Source organism: Chryseolinea sp. H1M3-3 (assembly GCF_029360725.1).
Lineage (GTDB): Bacteria > Bacteroidota > Bacteroidia > Cytophagales > Cyclobacteriaceae > Chryseolinea.
Genome location: NZ_JARKMY010000001.1, coordinates 871,535 through 889,744, shown reverse-complemented (window position 1 = coordinate 889,744; position 18,210 = coordinate 871,535). Strand labels below are relative to the sequence as shown.

Below are 18,210 nucleotides of genomic sequence, written 5' to 3'. Positions count from 1 at the left end.
GAACATGCTAATCGCAAACCTGCACCTATTTCTGGTGCCACCTGGTATTAATTATTTCCAACATTTCAGGATGGACTGAACTGTTGGCAGCACAAAGTTCGCCGCCGAAGAGTACATTGTTTCCTCCCTTAAAATCAGTGACTTTTCCCCCTGCACGCTCCACAATAAAGATACCAGCAGCAACATCCCAAGGGTTAAGGTTGTATTCAAAGAATCCTTCTAAGCGCCCACACGCGACGTAGGCGAGATCAATGGCGGCGCTCCCAAGCCTCCGGATGCCATGCGATTTCTCCAGAAACTCGCGAATGATATCCAGGTAGGTTTCTTTTTTATCAAAATGATAATAGGGAAAGCCGGTTGCCAGTAAACTTTTCTGTAGCGTTCTTACATTTGAAACGGTAATGACTTGATCGTTGCAATAAGCATGACCACCCTCAATAGCATGAAAACATTCCTGACGAACGATGTGGTAGATGACCCCCAGGATAACTTTGGGACCGCGTGTTAATCCAACACTGATCGCATAGATAGGTAAGCCATGTAGAAAATTCGTTGTACCATCCAGCGGATCAATGATCCAGTTGTATTCATGATTTTGTGACTGTGTTACTGTTCCCTCTTCAGTAATGAAGCCGGCTTCTGGTAAAAGTTTTTTAAAAACTGTAACCAACCTTCTTTCTGCTTCTTTATCGACATACGAAACAAGGTTATTGAAACCATCTTTTTCTTCGATGCGGGCATGGTCAAAATTTGCACCTTCGTGACGGATAAACTGGCCTACTTCAATACAAATATCAATGACTCCTTTTTCTATTTCTTGTAAATTCATCTCGACACTTTTTTAGTCAATCCCTTTATAAGGGTGAAGATAATGATCAACAATGAAACCCATGCACCTGTTCGCGATATTAATTCGCCGCGTTGCAAATAGATGGAGTTATAATTGCTGCCACTTGTATAAAAATCCAATACATCACCTTTGGTTAACGCCGTTGAAGTCTGGCTGATCGAAAACAAAATCGGCAGCAGGATGATCATACATGCGCTGAAGCATAGCATCCAGTTTATTTTTTCCTGTTTAAAAAGTGCCTGATAAAAAAGCAGGTTAGTGAGAAGTATCCACAATGATGCTCCGGTATAACCCGTAAAAATATTCCATCGGATCCATGTGTGTTTATAACGCAGGAGATCTGCAAGGAACACTGGATTAGGGTCGGTCATGAGTTTTAATAGCATGTATTCCATTCCTAAAATGAAGATGAGCAAAGTAAATTTGTTGAGCCTATTGTTTGTCCATCGTTGCAAAAGGATATAAACAGTAAATAGGGTGGCTAGTAATGCGAAATAAATTATCCAGGAGAGCACACTACTTTGCTGCATGCTTTGCTGCATGGTGTAGTAGAATATAAAAGCAGTTCCAATGGCAACAATAAAAGGCAGGTAGGAGTATTTTAACGCCGAAGGATGATCAGTGAGGGCATACATGGGAGCAAATGCAATAAATACAAAAACAGGAAACTCTCTCCAGACAAACGAAATCAGCAATAACGTTTGAGCTATGATAAATAGTCGCGCTGGGTTCTTACCTAATCTGTAAAAAATGCTCATGATTTATTTTGGTTTCCCTGCGACCACTATCACAATCTCGCCCTTTACGTCCTTTGCCATAAAGTGGTTGAGGATTTCAGCTATCGTTCCATTTATGGTTTCTTCGAACACTTTAGTTAACTCGCGGGAAACGGATGCCATCCGGTCTTCACCGAAATATTCTTTAAACTGTTGCAGGGTTTTTACCAGGCGATATGGAGACTCATAAAAAATCATAGTTCGTTCTTCTTCGACAAGTTGTTTTAGAAGTGTTTGTCTTCCTTTTTTTATAGGAAGAAAGCCTTCAAACACAAATCGATCTGACGGTAGCCCGGATTTTATCAAAGCGGGTAAGAATGCCGTTGCTCCAGGAGGACATTCAATTTTTAGGCCTGCTTGCACGCAGGCACGCGCGATCAAAAATCCTGGATCTGAGATTCCCGGCGTTCCAGCATCTGATATCAACGCCATTTTTTCGCCCTGCTTGAGTCGCCCCACGAGCATGTCAACGATTTTATGTTCATTGAAATTATGGAAGCTCTGAAGCGGTTTGGAGATCCCATAATGCTTCAGAAGCACACCTGACGTTCGCGTGTCTTCTGCAAGAATCAGATCAACTGATTTTAAGATTTCTACTGCCCGGAAAGTAATATCCCCTAAGTTTCCTATAGGCGTGGCTATAATATACAGCGATGTCGGGGATGGTTCCATAAGTCGTGATGCGCGCTATCAGAACCTTGCATTTCTCCAAAGATCGATCACTTCATACCAGGTCTCCTGGAATTTTTTGTCCCTTATCAAAACATAATTTTCCGGATCGAAAAGTGTACTGGATCTAATGAAATCAAAGTTGACTTTATACAAGTTGTTTTTGTAACTCCACACTTCCCGGTCAGAGAACCGGAAAACTTCGTCAGGCAATCCAAAAATAATGTAGATCATCCCTCGATCCGTTTTCCATCCCTCTTTATAGGAAGTGAAAAATTGATTGGCTAATTCCACCCGGCGGAAGTAACTGCGCATAAACGTTCTGGCGCGCTCTGTGTTCTGTGTAATGGAGAGTATGATCCGGTCAAAAGCTTTTTTATCTCCTTTGGCCTGTTTGATTCGCGCGAACTCTTGTTTTGTGCAGATGTAAATTAATGGGTCGGCAAGACTTTCGACCTTCGATAGCCTTGGATAATCTTCTTCAACACGAAATGCGAGACCTTCAGCAGAAGTTGTATCGGATTGAATCAGGTACAACCCCGTTTGATTAAAAGATAGCTGGTCACCTACCCGCCTAGTAAATGTTGAATCCACCACCATGCTTCGTGCAACTCTTCCCATGCCCTCCGAGAATCCCGGAACGGCGGCAGGAAAATTATCATTGTAATAGGAAACGATTTTTTGTTCCCCTTCTCCACCAAGGGTCATCGGCGTGTTAACCTTTACAAAGGTCTCTATCACCGGAACCCCGTCTGAACTGAGGTATCCATTTACAGGATATTTGGGGTCGAGAACTTTGTGGTAAATCCATACGCGCTTAACAGTATTGTTAAGAACCTTCGCAGTTAGATATTGCCTTTCGGGCACATTTGGCATTGTTATACTTCCTTCCGTTTCATGATTTGCTTTAGTGGTTTTGGAAATTTGTTCCGGACTCACTGGTGTCCCTTCTTTTTCACTAAGGTCTTTCCGGAGCTCCCACTGAATTACATAAAGATTTTCTGAGGTTGTATCACGCGGGCTTAACCGGTAAAACGCCGTCCAGCCTTGTGTCGATCTAATGACCTTAATGTCAAACTCTATGGGCTCATTTGGATTATAAAGAAAGCTATAATTGATATCTCTCAATGCTTGCCCGGATGCACTGAAAGATATTAACGCGAAAATGAACAGGTATCTCATGTAGGTGTGAAAATAACAAGGATTTTTAAAATTAGGAGGTCTAGAAACAATAGGTAATCTATTTTAGATTATGTATGACTAGTCCTGCGGAGTATAGAACGATGTATCTGACCGATAAATTTCATTAAAACAATCCTTCCTTGGATTTGTTCGGGAAACTTCACTTATGAGGCAGCTATCAATTATTTATACGTCAGCAACTTCAATTTCTTATTTTTGCGCCTATGGCTAAAGTATACACCACTGAAATCACAAGTGAACAAATAACCTCCGATAATCCAATCCACCAGCGGCTTTTTAAAGCTTACGTTCTTGCGAAAGCATATGTCTTTGGAGATGTATTGGAAGTAGGTTGCGGAGAAGGGAGGGGCGTAGGGCTGCTTATGGAGCATGCCAAAAGCTTTACAGCCGTCGACAAGATTGAAGCAGCCATTCAGGAACTGAAGGAGAAATATCCTGCTGGAAGATTCTTAAGCATGAATATTCCGCCATTGAAAGCGTTGGCGGATAATGCTTACGACAGTGTCGTCAGTTTTCAAGTGATCGAGCATATCGAAAATGATGCCTTGTACCTGAAGGAGATACATCGCGTACTTAAGCCAGGTGGCATCGCGTTATTAACTACGCCCAATAGAAAAATGTCGCTTTCAAGAAATCCATGGCACATTCGTGAATACTTGCCCGAAGAGTTAAAAAAATTAGCAGCCAGTATTTTTCCACATGTGGAAATGAAGGGTATAACTGGAAATCAAAAAGTGATGGATTATTACGAGCAGAATAAAAAATCCGTAAACCGTATCACACGGTTTGATATTTTAAATCTGCAATATCGACTGCCTTCGTCTTTACTTAAGATTCCTTATGAGATCTTGAATCGTTGGAACAGGAACAAACTTCAATCAAGCAATAACAAACTTGTTTCCAATATCCAACATGAGGACTACCTATTAGTCGACGATGCCTCTGAGGCACTTGATCTGTTGCTAATTGTCAGAAAATGATAATTCAATAACTGTGAGTCCCTGGTCAGAAGAAGAAACTCACCTTTGCTTTTAAGAACAACGGCGTGCCTGGGGTAAAATGAATTTCAGAAACAGCGTCAGCTTCATATTGCAACCTGGATGCTGTATCAAATTGTGCTTCGTTCCACTTCGCATCAAATATATTCTCGGCTGAAAATCCGACTTCAAATTTTGATTGCGTGTAATTCACTACTGCGTCTGCCAGAAAATATCCTTTTGCAACCACACTGTTATCTTCATTAGCGGCTCGATCTCCGATGTACCGATAACGCAACGCTCCATTAAGACCATTTTTGATTTTAAAAGACAGCCCACCGATGGTTGAGATAGTGGGAGCAAGGGGAATATGATTCTTACCCTCAGGTTCATCCTTTGCTTTGGGTTTTGTGAGATTCAAATCTCCATCAAGGAAAAGCCATGGTAAAATTTCATACCGTACGGAAAGGTCGATGCCGCTACGATGCGTTTTTCCACTTGGCTCAACGATCCCTTCGTCTCCAACATAAACCAGCTCCTCGTCAAGATCCAGCCGCCAAAGTGCGGCGTGTACAAAAAGCCGGTCGCTTAGTTTCGTACTAAAACCGAGATCAACTCCAAAAGCTCGTGGTAAAATATCTTCACCTGATTGCTGTGTAACGACACGTGCATCATTCGAATGGAAACCCATTCCAGTCCGCAAATAAATTAGGACGTTGTTATCCACCTGATAGTTGATATTCAACTTCGGACTCAAAATAGATTTTCCGACAGAACGGTCTGAAACCTGTAACTTGTCATAGTAGCGGAAATTGATGAAATCATAACGCAGGGCCGCGTTGAGTGACCATTTTCCAGACAAGGTGAGTGTTTCACTGATGTAGGCATGTGCATTGGTTTCGTTTACATCTCCTCGTTTCTTATCATTCATAAAAGAACGCTTGATCGAATGCGATAAACTAATGTCATCAACATCATCTATCCTTATCCCTACGCCTGCTTCTGTTATTAATTCTTTTCCGAAAAATTTGCCGATATAATGATAGTTGGATTTATAACCGTAAATCATGCGCGATTCATTTTGATTAATTTGGTCGCCATGAAGGGGATCATTTAAAAAGAATGTAAAGTTGGAGTATAAATCAAAGTCATAACGAACGGCGTATGCTTGCTGGCTCCAATAAGCACCGTTTGAAAACTCGTGTAAGTGTTTTATGAAGAGATTTGTTCTACTGGTATTTCCTCCCTCTGTGTTATCAACTGAGCCAAAGCGTGTAATCATTCCGTTTGAAACTGCACGGGATGGGATCTGACCCGACGCATCCCAACGGCTTGTAAAGAATGACGTACCTATAACGAATTCATCATCATTTTTTAATCGTGTAGAAATTTTAGACGTAAGATTAAACCGGTTAAAATTCTGCGGTGATTCCACAAACCCTTCTGAAATAAAATATTCAGTCCCGACATATCCTTTTGTGCGCGAGGCATCGGAGGAAAATAAATTTATTCCGGCGACTGTTCGGAGTGTTCCAAATTGCCCGCCTTCAACTTTAACAAAATTTTCCTGAAGCACATCTTTTGTTTGAAAATCCACAAAGCCGGCCGTAGTAAAATTTCCTTTGTTAGCATAATAAGGGCCTTTATCGAAATCCACATATTGAATCATCTCGGGAATAACAAAATGTAAGTCAGCATACCCTTGGCCATGCGCATGGGAAACCATATTAACGGGTAGACCATCCACTTCGAGATTTAAATCGGTACCATGATCAATATCAAATCCGCGTAAGAATATTTGTTCTGCTTTGCCGCCCCCTGCATGCTGAGCAATGAACAAACCCGGCACCATTCTTAAAATATCCTGGGATGTATTCGTGGGCCGTAACTTAATGTCAACCTGACTAAGGGTATTAATTGCCTGGTCCACGCTTCCGCTGATTACAAGGTCACGCAACTGCACATTACCAGGGATAAGTATTAAATCCAATTTGATTATTGAGTTATCACGAACCTGAACTTGTTGAGAAGTAGTTTCATATCCGATAAACGAAACAATAATGGTGTATTCGCCGGCCGGTATATTTTTTAACTGGAAATTTCCATGTAGATCAGCAATTGCACCTGACGATGGTTCTTCCTTCAAAAACACGTGTGCGCCCGCGAGCACTTCTTTTTTTTCATCGATTATTTTACCGCCGATAATACCTTGTGCAACAGTAAAAAAACACATGCACAGTAGTTCAAGCGTTAGAAACATCTTTTTCATGAGTATTACAAAAAATTCGAACTGAAATTCAATCGCTAACTTCTATTGCAATCTTTCCAATCGCAGAAAGTTTCTCAAAATAGCCCGTCCATCCTACAATTGTTCTAGCGCTGCGCTTATTTTTTTCGCGGTGGATGGTCCGAGCTCAAACTCACTTTCCAACGCCATCGTAAAATAATGGCGGGCTTTTTCTGTGTTACCATTTGCCTTGTAAATCGTTGCCAGGTGGTAAATGGCTTCAGGTTCATACGTTTGGTTCTCCACTTTTCGTGCAGCAATATCAAGGGCATCTTTAAATTTTCTCTGATGGTAATAGCTCCAGGCTAATAGGTCGTACGATTGAGGGGCGGGTCTTTCCAATACTTCTGCTTTAGCAATTTCTGCTGCTGCATATGCGTTATTAAATTCTTCCGCTTCCAGTAAAACTAGATACTTATGATACATTTCCTTGTATTCCGGTTGGCCGACAAGTGCCTTAAATTTTTTGAGGTGCTGTAGTTTCGCGAATTCGTTCCCTTCCATTTCCGCGATTTCCGCAAGCATCAACTGCAATTCCGGTGTTCTCTTGCGTTCGGCCAGTGCGTTAATGATAGCCTTTGCAGTTTTTAAATTATGATCATAAGAAATTGCAATCCAGGCAATGCCTTTTAATACATAATCGTCATTCGGATTGTGTTTTAGGACTTCGAGATAAGTTTCATAACTCTTCTTAATATCTCCGGCGTGACCATACATGTCACCCAGGTTTGAGAGCGTCCATTGTGCCAGCGATTTATTTCCTTTCACGCGCTGATATGCCTTTTCCATGCACGTAATTGCGCTGTCTAGCCTACCGTTGTGATCATGAAGCTTTGCGTTTCGAATGAGGTAAGCAAAGGAATTTTTATTTTTGAAGTTTCGAAGAATCTGATTGGCGTTAGCATAATTTCCAATTTCCATAGAAGCGTCTACCAGCTGCAACAATGATGTTGCTTTTTTATCTCCTAGGCGCAGTGCCTCCTCAGCAAAACTTTTAGATTCGCGGAATCGGTGTTGAGAAATGGCATTTGCGGAAAGCTGATGGTAGATCTCGACATTTCCGCCAGGATATTTTTTCAACACCACCTTAAGCAAACTATCAGATAGCAGAATGTGATTCGCCAGTCCCGTTAATTTAAAAAGGTCAGCGTGCAATGCCGCTAATTTTACAAGGGAAGCTTCGTCATTTTTGTTTTGCTTAAGACGTTTGGTCCAAAAGGCGACTTCTTCCTGGATGGGATCGTTTTCTACCAGCCGATGAGAACTTAGATAAGGTCGATAATCTTCGAAGTGGGTAATATCTATTTTTCTTTCGCTACAGGATTGCGCACAAAAAATAATTAACGCAAGAAGAGGAATATTTTTCATAACAGTGTGATTTGTATTTACTGCACCGTGTACCTCTGCGAAATTATCTCGCAGAGATACAGAGTAGTACAGCATAATGAATAGATCAATGTGGCGTTGCCAGGTAAGGGAATGAATTTAAGAAAGTCTTATCATTGGCATCGACATGGTCATCTGTTAATCCGGGATTGGCCATCGCATCTGGCCCACCAAAAAGTAAAATCAATTCGACAGTGATCACATCATCATCCAGTTTACGGCCGGTGAGTACGTTGGTTCCATCATAAAACGTGGTTGGCGCTGTCAACGATACGGATAGAACATCCGTTGCTAATACACCGGTAAACGTTGTGGCGTCCAGTCCCAATAGGTTGGTTGTATAGCCGGGATTTAGTGCTAGCAATTTGTCTTTAAACTTGGTTGCAAAGGCAGCTCCTTGTTGTGCAGGTGTGGTAGTATTAAACATGTCTTTTTCGCCTGTCGAAACAAAAACGGTATTGATTGCCGGCCTCGCCATTTGGTCTTCTTGTTCATACATTGTCGTTACAGGCATGTCATTATCATCATCGTCGCATGCGCTAAAAACTAAAGCCGTTCCAAAAAGAACGATCGCGGATAAATATTTCAAATTTGTTTTCATCATTTAAGTTTTTCAGGTTTTACATTTTACGATTTGAAGTTGCCCAAATATTGATCGCATCAGATCCTAACATCGATTTGGGGACTTCAATCACTAAGGCCAATACATTTGTACCAGCAAAAGCATCTGCTCCGGGATTGTTGAAAGACGTTGCTGTTCCCCCAATGATTGCTTTGAATTGATTCAGGTCGAAGAAAAAGGGATCATCCCGTGGGCCAGCAAACACTTTTATCCCGTTGCTTTCTCCAATCACAGGATTCGCACCATAACTGGTTACTGTCGCTTCGGCGGGCGTTGACTTTAGCAACGTGCTCATCAGTCCTTTTTGTGCCGGGGCTTCAGGTCCGAACACTTTGACCTTGCCATTATCAAATGTTGCTTGAATCACTAGATCTTCCATGTTGTCCTTTGTTGAAGAGTTGTCTATGTTGACTTCAATCATCACTTCTTCATCAAAAGAGGCGGCAGCAGTGGCAGATGGCGCGAGAAGTCCCTGTACATTCACGACAAATACCATGTTACTGGAGTTGGCAGGACTTTGAAAAGCATATACATCGGTGATATCCGATCCTGTACCTGTCACTGCCGGGGCATCAATATGATCTGCGGCTATCAGGTAGCTTGCAGCACAAGCGACAAAAACCACCAGTGCAAGGCCAAGACTTTTAAGGTTTAACTTTAATCTCATAATAGGTTTTATTTAAATTGTTTGCTTCACTTACGAGATCGTAGCAGGGCTTGGATTTCCGCAGGCAATGATTTTTTTTCAGTTCATGAAATTTGCCCGTTACTTTTTGATATTTTCGTAACTCAATCTGGTCAATCATTTTATCGACATCAAAACATATTTCAGAAGAAGCTCTGGTGGCAGCGTTGCAGCGCAAGGAGAAAAATGCGCTTGAATATCTTTATGATCATTATGCAGGAGCGTTGCTAGGCGTTATTTCCCGAATCATCAAGAAAGAGGAACTAGCAGAGGAAATTCTCCAGGATGTATTTTTGAAGATATGGGATCGAATTGATAGCTATGATGCTACGAAAGGAAAACTATTCACTTGGATGTTGAATATTGCAAGAAATCAGGCGATCGATAAAACACGGTCAAAAGAATTTAGCAAGAGCAAGAAAACTGACGATATTGAAAACTTCGTAAGTAAAGTGGATCGAGCAGAATTTACGGAAATGTCGGTCGAGGTTATTGGGCTGCAGGAAGTATTAAAACAACTTCCGGAAGACCAGCGCTTTGTAATAGATCATCATTATCTGAAAGGATATACGCAGGTGGAAATGTCTGAAGAGTTTAATCTCCCTTTAGGCACTGTTAAAACACGGATGCGGCTGGCCATGAAAGAATTGAGAAACTTGTTAAAATTAGAGTGAACGTTGAGGCATACATATCGTCCGGTATTTTGGAAGCTTACGCATTGGGAGAGCTTTCTGATCGCGAACGTGCTGAGGTTGAGAAAAACCTAGCCCAATATCCTGAGCTTCAAAAAGAGCTGAAACTCATTGAGGAAGCACAAGAAAGATTGTTGATGAAAGCTGCAGTACAGCCGAACGCATCCGTTAAAGAAAAACTTTTCGCCACCATTGACAGTCGAACTCCCGTAACGAAGGTTGTCGAACTGAAAGCAGAAAAAGGCCGTTTGACATTCTGGAGATTTGCTGCTGCCGCTTCTATAACCCTTGCACTTATTACCTCATACCTCGCCTATAATTATTGGGACAAATGGAAAAGTTCTGAAAATAATCTGGCAGACCTTATTGCACAAAACCAGCGCATCGCTCAAGATTATAACACCGTCAATAAACGCCTCGATGCCATTGAAAAAGATTTGAATATTACCAATAATCCTGCATTCAACAGGGTTGTAATGAAAGGTACCCCAATTGCACCAGGCTCCCTGGCTTCGGTTTATTGGAACGAATCGACGAAAGAGGTTTACCTCAGTATCCAGGAGATGAAACAATTGGCTCAGGAAAACCAATACCAACTGTGGGCCATTATTGATGGAAAACCTGTCGACGCTGGTGTTTTTGATGGTAATTTTTCGGGACTTCTTAAAATGAAAGACATCAAACCGGGTGCCGCCACATTTGCGGTAACCGTTGAACCGCGTGGTGGAAAAACAAGTCCAACACTCGAAACGATGCAAGTCGTTGGAAATGTTGTTAAAATCTAATTTAATCTCCGGATTTTTGTTCTTAATCACGTAATTTCTTACAAGGCCTGCAGGCTTGTGTTTAGAGGGCATGTTCCTCAATCCTAGGGATTTAATAACTTTACAATCCATCATTTTTTAGAATCACTATGAGAGTAAAATTCTTAGCAGGATTTATTTTTTTAATCTCTTATTCATACGCTCAAAAAACGGACTCACTTCTCCAGGTTCAATGGGAGTCGGCGTTAAAAAAACTTGATGCGGGTGATTACAACGATGCGTCTGTACAATTAACACAATTGATTAATTCTGGATTCGCTAACAAAGAAGTATACGTGAAACGTGGTATTGCATATTATCATTTGAAGAGCTTCGAAAAAGCAAAATCGGATCTGGACGATGGGCTAAAGGCGCGTATCAATACCGTTGATTTATTTGAGTATCGCGGCAACACTAAATATAACCTCAACGATTTTCAGGGAGCCGCAACCGACCTGGATAAGGCAGTAAGCATGGGTGCCAAGCAAATTGAAACATTTGTTAACCTCGCCAATGCAAAATTCAGGATGGAGAATTATCGTGAAGCAATCACGAGCTATGATAAAGCTATTGCTGCAGGAAAGCCAGATGCGATTTTGTACAATAACCGTGGAAAGGCGAAATACAACGTGCAAGATTTCAAGGGTGCTATTGCAGATTTTGACAAAGCCATTGAAGTTAATTCAAGTTACGATAAAGCAATAGAAAATCGCGCGGAAGCAAAATATAAGGTGCAGGATTGGAAGGGAAGTATTGCTGATTTTGAAAAACTTCTTGCCGCAGGAAGAAATGATGTGGAGATCCATCAAAAGGTTGGAGCAGCAAAGTATGCGCTGCAAGATTTGAAAGGAGCTGCTGAATCCTTGAATACCGTTGTCCAAAAAAATGTGAAGGATAAAGAGATTTTCAGAATGCTTGGATTGAGCCAGGCACAGTTGGGGAACTGTGCCGAAGCAACAAAAGCATTAGCAGCGGCAGTATCTATGGGAGTTAGTGATAAAGATGTTTTTAACCACCTGGGTATATGTCAGTTTAAGAACAAAGAATATGTTGCGGCAATAGAGTCACTGAGTCGCGCAATCAGTAGTGGTATCTCTTCGAAAGAAGTATTTCTCTACAAGGGAAATGCGTCCTTTATCCAAAAAGACTATGACAATGCCATGAAAGATCTTGAAAAGGCTATCTCAATGGGTGCCGATGATATCGACGCTTTCAAAAACCTTGGCGATCTAAAGTTTATGAAGAATGATTTTGCAGCAGCCATTAAATACTATGACAACGCTGTGAGTAAGGGAGCCAACGATGCTGTTATATTTAATAACCGGGGGAAAGCGAAATTTAACTCCCATGATATTCCCGGATCGATTGCGGATTATGATAAAGCAATTCAACTAAATGCTGGTTATGATAAAGCGCTGTTGAACCGCGGTACGGCTAAGTTTGAATTGAAGGATTATGCAGGAGCATCTGCAGATTTAGAGAAAACGAAAGCCACGGAAGGGGAGACACCTGATGTTCTACGAATGCTTGGTATCTCAAATTATGCAATCGGAAAAAAAGATGTGGCGCGCACTTATCTCGACAAAGCATTGCTGGCAGGAGTAAAAGATGGAAAAGTTTCACTTTATGCAGGCTATCTGAAGTATGAAGCCAACGATTATAAAGGAGCAGTGGATGCTTTGACGGCCGCAGAAACAGCTGGTGAGAAAGAAATAGACATTAACATTAAGAAAGGGTTGTCATATTATCAGCAAAAGCAATATAGCCCAGCCGTTATTGATCTTGAAAAAAGTGTGCAAGCAAATAAGGCCGACTTAGTTATCTACGAGGCTTTGGCCTTATCGTATATGGCCTTGCAAAAAGAAAAAGAGGCTTTGCCACACTTGGAAAAGGCCGCGTCCCTTGAAAGTAAAAATAAGGATGTCTACTACCCACTCGGGAATGCGCGCTTTAAGGAGGATAATTTCAAAAACGCCATTGAAGCATACGACAAGGCTGTTGCATTGGGAGCTAATGATGAAGTGATTTTTAATAACCGCGGAAAAGCGAAATTCAAAGCTGGTATGGTTAAAGAATCCATTGCTGATTACGACCGCTCCATTGGAATTAAAAAGGATTACACGCTGGCACTGAAAAATCGTGCTGCTGCCCGGTATCAACTTAAGGAATATCCCGGTGTAATTGCTGATCTCGCGATCGTTGTTTCCAGAAGTGAGGCTGGAGGAGATGAATTTGCCGCATTAGGAATTTCGAAGTACAATACGAAAGATTACAAAGGCGCTGTTGATGATTTAAACAAAGCCGTTGAGAACGCGAGTAAAGATATTAATGTCTATGTGGCAAGGGGAAGTTCGCTGATTGAGTTAAAGGAGTATGAAAAATCTATTCCTGATCTCAACAAAGCAATCGAAAGTGGGCTGACAGATTCAGAGCTTTTTTTAAAACGGGGAACAGCTAAATATACATTGAAGGATTATCCCAGCGCGCTTGCAGATTTAGACAAGGCTATAAATTCTGGTACATCAACTGCGCCAGCATTCGACATGCGCGGCTATTGCCGGTATGACGCTAAGAAAATGGATGAAGCCATGAGAGATTTTAATATGGCTATCGAAAAAGATCCAAAACTTGCAATTGCGTTTTTCCATCGTGGCGATGTTCACTTTGTTCAGAACAGATTAGCAGATGCGATCCAGGATTACACTCAAGCGGTTACACTTGGGTATGAGGACGCCGTTCTTTTTAACAATCGAGGGAAAGCTCATTTAAAACAAGAAAATTATCCGATGGCTATTGCTGATTTTGGTCGCGCCATAGACCGCAGAAAAGATTATGCAAGAGCATATGATAATCGTGGTCAGGCTTATTTTATTTCAAAGAAATATGAAGAAGCCATTAAAGATTTTAGAGAGGTTGAAAAACTAACTGAGAAGCCTGACCCGGAGCTGTATCGGTGGTTGGGGAATAGCTATTATAATGTTGAAAAATTTCCGCCAGCGCGCGAATATTATGATAAACTTATAGACGCAGGTGTAAAAGACAAAGAAGTGTTTTATAAACGCGGACTGATGAAGATGGAGGAGGAAGACTTTCCAGGAGCATTGGTAGATTTTGAAAATGCAGAGAAAGCAGGCGAAAGCACGGTAGCCCTACACTTAAATCGGGGACGTGCATACATCGCTTTAGAAGATACTAAGTCAGCAGTAACCTCTTTAAATAAAGCCCTGGATATTGATCCAAAGAATGTGGATGCGCACTTTAACAGGGCATTGATAAAAGAAGGTCTTGAAGATTTCGAAGGAGCTATGCTGGACTACAATAAGGTAATTCAACTCAATCCGAATGATGGATTAGCTTTCTATAATCGTGCAACCTGTAAATCACAACTCGATGACTATGGTGCTGGTGTTTCTGATATGGATGAAGCAATCCGCATTGAGCCAAAGAACGCGATGTATTATAAACAAAGAGGAAATTTCTACTACCAATTGAAAGAAAACACCAAGGCTTGTTTCGACTGGCGCAAAGCTGTAGAGTTTGGTGACCAAAAAGCGCGTTTTCAAATTGAAAAGTATTGCACTAAATGATCTCTGTTTGATTAACATTCTCAGATTGAAAACGATTATCACAGTGAACTGAGATTGCTTACATTTTAGTATCGAGAGAACCGAATTTTTTATTGGAGAAATTTTTGCTCATCACAGGTCTTACAACCCTTGGTAAATTTTCAGGTGAAAACTTACATGAGAAAGGAGACAAGCGGATGCGCAGCTTAAACCAACGCTTTCCATCGCACATTTGTGATGTGAAAGCTGATTTTCCCTTCGATATAAAGGCCTTCTCGCTGTGTATCGTAGTTGGAATTCTAATTTCAAACAGTTTGCGTGCACAACAGGATTTTACTGGAAAAGTAACGACTGTTATTGATGGCAACACTGTTGAAGTTTTAAGTCAGGCAAACGAAACGCACAAGATTTTATTGGTTGGAATTGACAGTCCGGAACTTGATCAGGAATATGGCGATCAGGCGAAAAAATTTCTGGAGAAGTTGATCCTGAATAAAAATGTAGTGGTGCAATTTAAAGGTAAAGACCGCTTCGGTAATCGTTTGGGAGTGATCATGATTAATGGTAAAAACGATCCTCGCGTTGAATTGCTCAGGGAAGGACTAGCGTGGACCGCAGAAAAGAACCCTCCTGAGGATTTAGAACCGTATAAAACATGGGCGCAACGGAAAGGACGAGGACTTTGGAAACAGGAAAATCCGGTTCCTCCCTGGACCTACAGACGAAACCAAACGATGTTGAAGCCTAAAAGCAGTTAAAGATTACAATTGAGGCAGGATAAAAAACTACTTTAGGGAAACCAGGGTAGTTTTCTTTTTTTAATTGTTAATGGTAAAGACTGAATATTGAAGTGGGAAATACAATATTTGGGTTCTTTAAAAGTTTTACATTGTACTATGCGACTTACTCTTTCAATACTACTTGTTCTTTGTGTTCTTACTTCCTTTGCGCAAGGCAGAAAACAAAAACGTGCAGAAGATACGCAGCAAGGCCCCACATCGTTAGATCCGTTACCAAGGGAAGAACGGCATTTACCAAAGCAAGCGCGGAAACGAGTAGAATCAAAGGGTCCAACTTACAACAGTGAGAAGGAATATTATGAGCGTGTTGAAGCATTTGCTAAAACCAGGAGAAAGAATGAGAAGATGCTCATGAGCCCTCAATATTCTGATCCCTCCTATTTTGGACATAAACGTCCGCCGAAAAAACGGCCTCCGCATAAAATGAAATACTGCAAGGAATGCGGCATTAGACATTAAGGATCGTCGCCTGAAAAACAGGGCGTGTGCTGGTTACGTTCATTTTAAGAGTTTCGATTATTCCGGATCACTGTAGTTAGCTCATAGCTTTACCGTTGCCTCACATTTTAATCCTACTATGATATTTAATAGCTGCATCATGTTAATTTAGGAGCATGAATCTGGCTTCCTACATTGAATACACCAATCTTAAGCCTACTGTTACGATCAGTGATATCGACAAGCTCGTTGAAGAAGCAAAGCAATCCTCCTTCTTAGGGATTTGTGTTCCACCTTTTTGGGTCAAACGTGCCAGGCGTGAAATCGGGAAAGAAAAAATTATTTTAGTTACCGTTGCGGGCTTTCCTCTCGGTTATAATATGACAGAAACCAAGCTCGATGAAATACAGCGTGCTATCGATAACGGTGCAGATGAAATCGATGTAGTTCTAAACGTGAGCGCATTTAAAACCGGGCTACCATGGGTCAAAATTGAGATTGCTAAATGCAGTGCTTTAGCGCATAAGCATCAGAAGCTTTTGAAAGTAATCGTCGAGACTGCGTATCTTTCAGATGCAGAACTTGAAAGAGCCTGTAAAATCTGTGTGGATGCAGGGACAGATTTTGTGAAAACGTCAACTGGTTTTGCCCCAACAGGGGCGACAGTAAAACACATATCAATTATGAAACATGCATTGCCAAGTTCCGTAGGTATAAAAGCTTCAGGTGGCATCAAAACCTATGAACAAGCCGTTAATATGATTGAAGCTGGCGCCATTCGCATCGGCACATCTGCTGGTATTTCTATATTAACACCAAACCCCACACAGAAATAATGGTTACTCAATTGACATCTATTTTTCCTTCAGAGAATAATATTCCTCAGCCTTACCAAATTCCAACACCTATTGAGCAACGAGAGTATCTCATCAATGGAGAAATGAAGACCTGGACTGGCCCTCTTAACCCTGTGCTAAGTCCCGTTTTTGTCAAGGAGGGTGAGCACTACGTTCAAAAGTTGATTGGAAGTACACCACTCCTGACGTCAAAAGAATCTTTGGAGGCGCTTGATACTGCTGTTAAAGCCTATGACTTAGGGCATGGTTTGTGGCCAACCATGAGTGTAACGGAACGCATAGAGCATGTTGAACGGTTTCTTCAAAATATGCGGGCTACCCGAAAGGAGGTAGTGAAATTACTGATGTGGGAAATTGGAAAATCTCAAAAGGATTCGGAACGAGAGTTTGACCGGACCTGCGATTATATTGTAGATACCATCAAGGCTTATAAAGAGCTTGATCGCAGTTCGGCTAAGCTTGTAGAAGAACAAGGGTTTATGGCGCAAATCCGTCGTGTGCCATTAGGGGTCTCGTTGTGCATGGGCCCTTATAATTATCCTTTGAATGAAACTTTCACCACGTTGATCCCAGCACTCATCATGGGAAACACCGTAATCTTTAAGCCGGCCAAATATGGGGTACTTCTGATCCGTCCCTTACTGGAATCGTTCCGGCAAAACTTTCCGCCTGGTGTCATTAACATTATTTATGGACGTGGCAGGGAGACCGTAGGATCTTTAATGGAGTCGGGTAAAGTTGATGTATTTGCATTTATTGGAACCAATAAAGGAGCTAATGATTTAAAGAGACTCCACCCTAAGCCTCACCGGCTCAAAGCGATCTTAGGATTGGATGCAAAGAACCCAGCCATTGTGCTTCCCGATGCTGACCTCGATAATGCAGTCAATGAATGTATAACTGGTTCACTATCTTTTAACGGTCAGCGTTGTACAGCGCTGAAAATTCTGTTCATTCATCGCAGCATTGTTAATGAATTCATAAAAAGATTTAATGAACGGGTAAGCAAATTAAAGCCAGGAATGCCTTGGGATGATGACGTAACGCTTACTCCGTTGCCTGAACCAGGCAAGGTTGAATATCTTACTGAACTGGTGGATGATGCAAAAAAATATGGTGCGTCAGTAATCAATGAAAACGGCGGCGAACATCAGCATACATTTTTCTTTCCTGCAGTCGTGTATCCGGTGAACGAAAAAATGAGACTCTATTCAGAAGAACAATTTGGTCCTGTAATTCCCATCGTTCCTTTTGATGATGATGAGGAACCGATTCAATATGTTCTCAATTCTAACTTTGGACAACAGGTCAGTATTTTTGGAACGGATTCCAAACGTGTTGCGAGGATGATGGACGCTTTTGTCAATCAGGTAGGAAGAATCAACTTGAACACACAGAGTCAACGTGGTCCCGACACATTTCCTTTTAATGGAAGAAAGGATTCCGCCGAGGGCACACTGTCCATTGCCGATGCGTTGCGCGTTTTTTCAATTCGAACGCTTGTGGCGACAAAAAGTACAGATTCCAACAAACAAATCATGAGTTCGATTATCAGAAATCACGAGTCAGCATTCCTTAGCACCGACTATATTTTTTAAG

16 protein-coding genes are annotated in these 18,210 nt (G+C 41.5%); 8 read left to right on the top strand and 8 right to left on the bottom strand.

Annotation, left to right across the window (positions count from 1 at the left end; translation table 11 throughout):
* Positions 1-25: 25 nt before the first annotated feature.
* From P2W71_RS03810 to P2W71_RS03795, 4 genes are read right to left on the bottom strand one after another with little or no spacing between them, the layout of a single operon-like run.
* Entirely contained in the window at positions 26-829 is an 804-nt protein-coding gene (locus P2W71_RS03810) for an inositol monophosphatase family protein (RefSeq protein WP_276367226.1), read from the bottom strand.
* Positions 826-1,608 (bottom strand): hypothetical protein, encoded by a 783-nt coding sequence (locus P2W71_RS03805; protein WP_276367224.1) that lies wholly within the window; start codon positions 1,606-1,608, stop codon positions 826-828. The genes P2W71_RS03810 and P2W71_RS03805 overlap by 4 nt, the downstream gene beginning before the upstream one ends.
* A 3-nt stretch (positions 1,609-1,611) precedes the next feature.
* Complete coding sequence (gene rsmI, locus P2W71_RS03800) at positions 1,612-2,298, bottom strand: 16S rRNA (cytidine(1402)-2'-O)-methyltransferase (protein ID WP_276367221.1); 687 nt, start codon at positions 2,296-2,298, stop codon at positions 1,612-1,614.
* Positions 2,299-2,316: 18 nt separating this feature from the next.
* Positions 2,317-3,477 carry a GWxTD domain-containing protein gene (locus P2W71_RS03795; protein ID WP_276367217.1) on the bottom strand — a complete coding sequence of 387 codons (1,161 nt, stop codon included), beginning with the start codon at positions 3,475-3,477 and terminating at the stop codon, positions 2,317-2,319.
* Positions 3,478-3,701: 224 nt separating this feature from the next.
* Here P2W71_RS03795 and P2W71_RS03790 point away from each other — a divergent pair, with 224 nt between their 5' ends.
* Positions 3,702-4,478, top strand: coding sequence for a class I SAM-dependent methyltransferase (locus tag P2W71_RS03790; RefSeq protein WP_276367211.1), 777 nt, complete (start codon positions 3,702-3,704; stop codon positions 4,476-4,478).
* Positions 4,479-4,503: 25 nt separating this feature from the next.
* On the opposite strand, the gene P2W71_RS03785 is transcribed toward P2W71_RS03790, so the two are convergent.
* The 4 genes from P2W71_RS03785 to P2W71_RS03770 all read right to left on the bottom strand — a co-directional run bounded on the left by P2W71_RS03785 (position 4,504) and on the right by P2W71_RS03770 (position 9,437).
* Entirely contained in the window at positions 4,504-6,744 is a 2,241-nt protein-coding gene (locus P2W71_RS03785) for a TonB-dependent receptor (RefSeq protein WP_276367209.1), read from the bottom strand.
* A 93-nt stretch (positions 6,745-6,837) separates the two neighbouring features.
* Positions 6,838-8,130 (bottom strand): tetratricopeptide repeat protein, encoded by a 1,293-nt coding sequence (locus P2W71_RS03780; RefSeq protein ID WP_276367206.1) that lies wholly within the window; start codon positions 8,128-8,130, stop codon positions 6,838-6,840.
* Positions 8,131-8,215: 85 nt separating this feature from the next.
* Complete coding sequence (locus P2W71_RS03775; RefSeq protein ID WP_276367203.1) at positions 8,216-8,752, bottom strand: DUF4331 family protein; 537 nt, start codon at positions 8,750-8,752, stop codon at positions 8,216-8,218.
* 16 nt (positions 8,753-8,768) lie between these two features.
* Positions 8,769-9,437, bottom strand: coding sequence for a DUF4331 family protein (locus P2W71_RS03770; protein WP_276367200.1), 669 nt, complete (start codon positions 9,435-9,437; stop codon positions 8,769-8,771).
* Between the two features lie 176 nt (positions 9,438-9,613).
* Between P2W71_RS03770 and P2W71_RS03765 the strand changes: the two genes are divergently transcribed.
* The 7 genes from P2W71_RS03765 to P2W71_RS03735 all read left to right on the top strand — a co-directional run bounded on the left by P2W71_RS03765 (position 9,614) and on the right by P2W71_RS03735 (position 18,209).
* Positions 9,614-10,129 carry a sigma-70 family RNA polymerase sigma factor gene (locus P2W71_RS03765; RefSeq protein WP_276367197.1) on the top strand — a complete coding sequence of 172 codons (516 nt, stop codon included), beginning with the start codon at positions 9,614-9,616 and terminating at the stop codon, positions 10,127-10,129.
* A complete protein-coding gene (locus P2W71_RS03760) occupies positions 10,126-10,932 on the top strand; it encodes an anti-sigma factor (protein ID WP_276367195.1) in 807 nt (268 codons plus the stop codon). Before P2W71_RS03765 ends, P2W71_RS03760 begins: the two co-directional genes overlap by 4 nt.
* Before the next feature lie 128 nt (positions 10,933-11,060).
* A complete protein-coding gene (locus P2W71_RS03755) occupies positions 11,061-14,537 on the top strand; it encodes a tetratricopeptide repeat protein (protein ID WP_276367192.1) in 3,477 nt (1,158 codons plus the stop codon).
* Positions 14,538-14,629: 92 nt separating this feature from the next.
* Complete coding sequence (locus tag P2W71_RS03750) at positions 14,630-15,274, top strand: thermonuclease family protein (RefSeq protein ID WP_276367190.1); 645 nt, start codon at positions 14,630-14,632, stop codon at positions 15,272-15,274.
* Between the two features lie 138 nt (positions 15,275-15,412).
* A complete protein-coding gene (locus P2W71_RS03745) occupies positions 15,413-15,775 on the top strand; it encodes a hypothetical protein (protein ID WP_276367187.1) in 363 nt (120 codons plus the stop codon).
* 155 nt (positions 15,776-15,930) lie between these two features.
* Positions 15,931-16,590 (top strand): deoxyribose-phosphate aldolase, encoded by a 660-nt coding sequence (gene deoC / locus P2W71_RS03740; RefSeq protein WP_276367185.1) that lies wholly within the window; start codon positions 15,931-15,933, stop codon positions 16,588-16,590.
* Entirely contained in the window at positions 16,590-18,209 is a 1,620-nt protein-coding gene (locus P2W71_RS03735; protein WP_276367182.1) for an NADP-dependent glyceraldehyde-3-phosphate dehydrogenase, read from the top strand. The genes deoC and P2W71_RS03735 overlap by 1 nt, the downstream gene beginning before the upstream one ends.
* Position 18,210 lies beyond the last annotated feature (1 nt).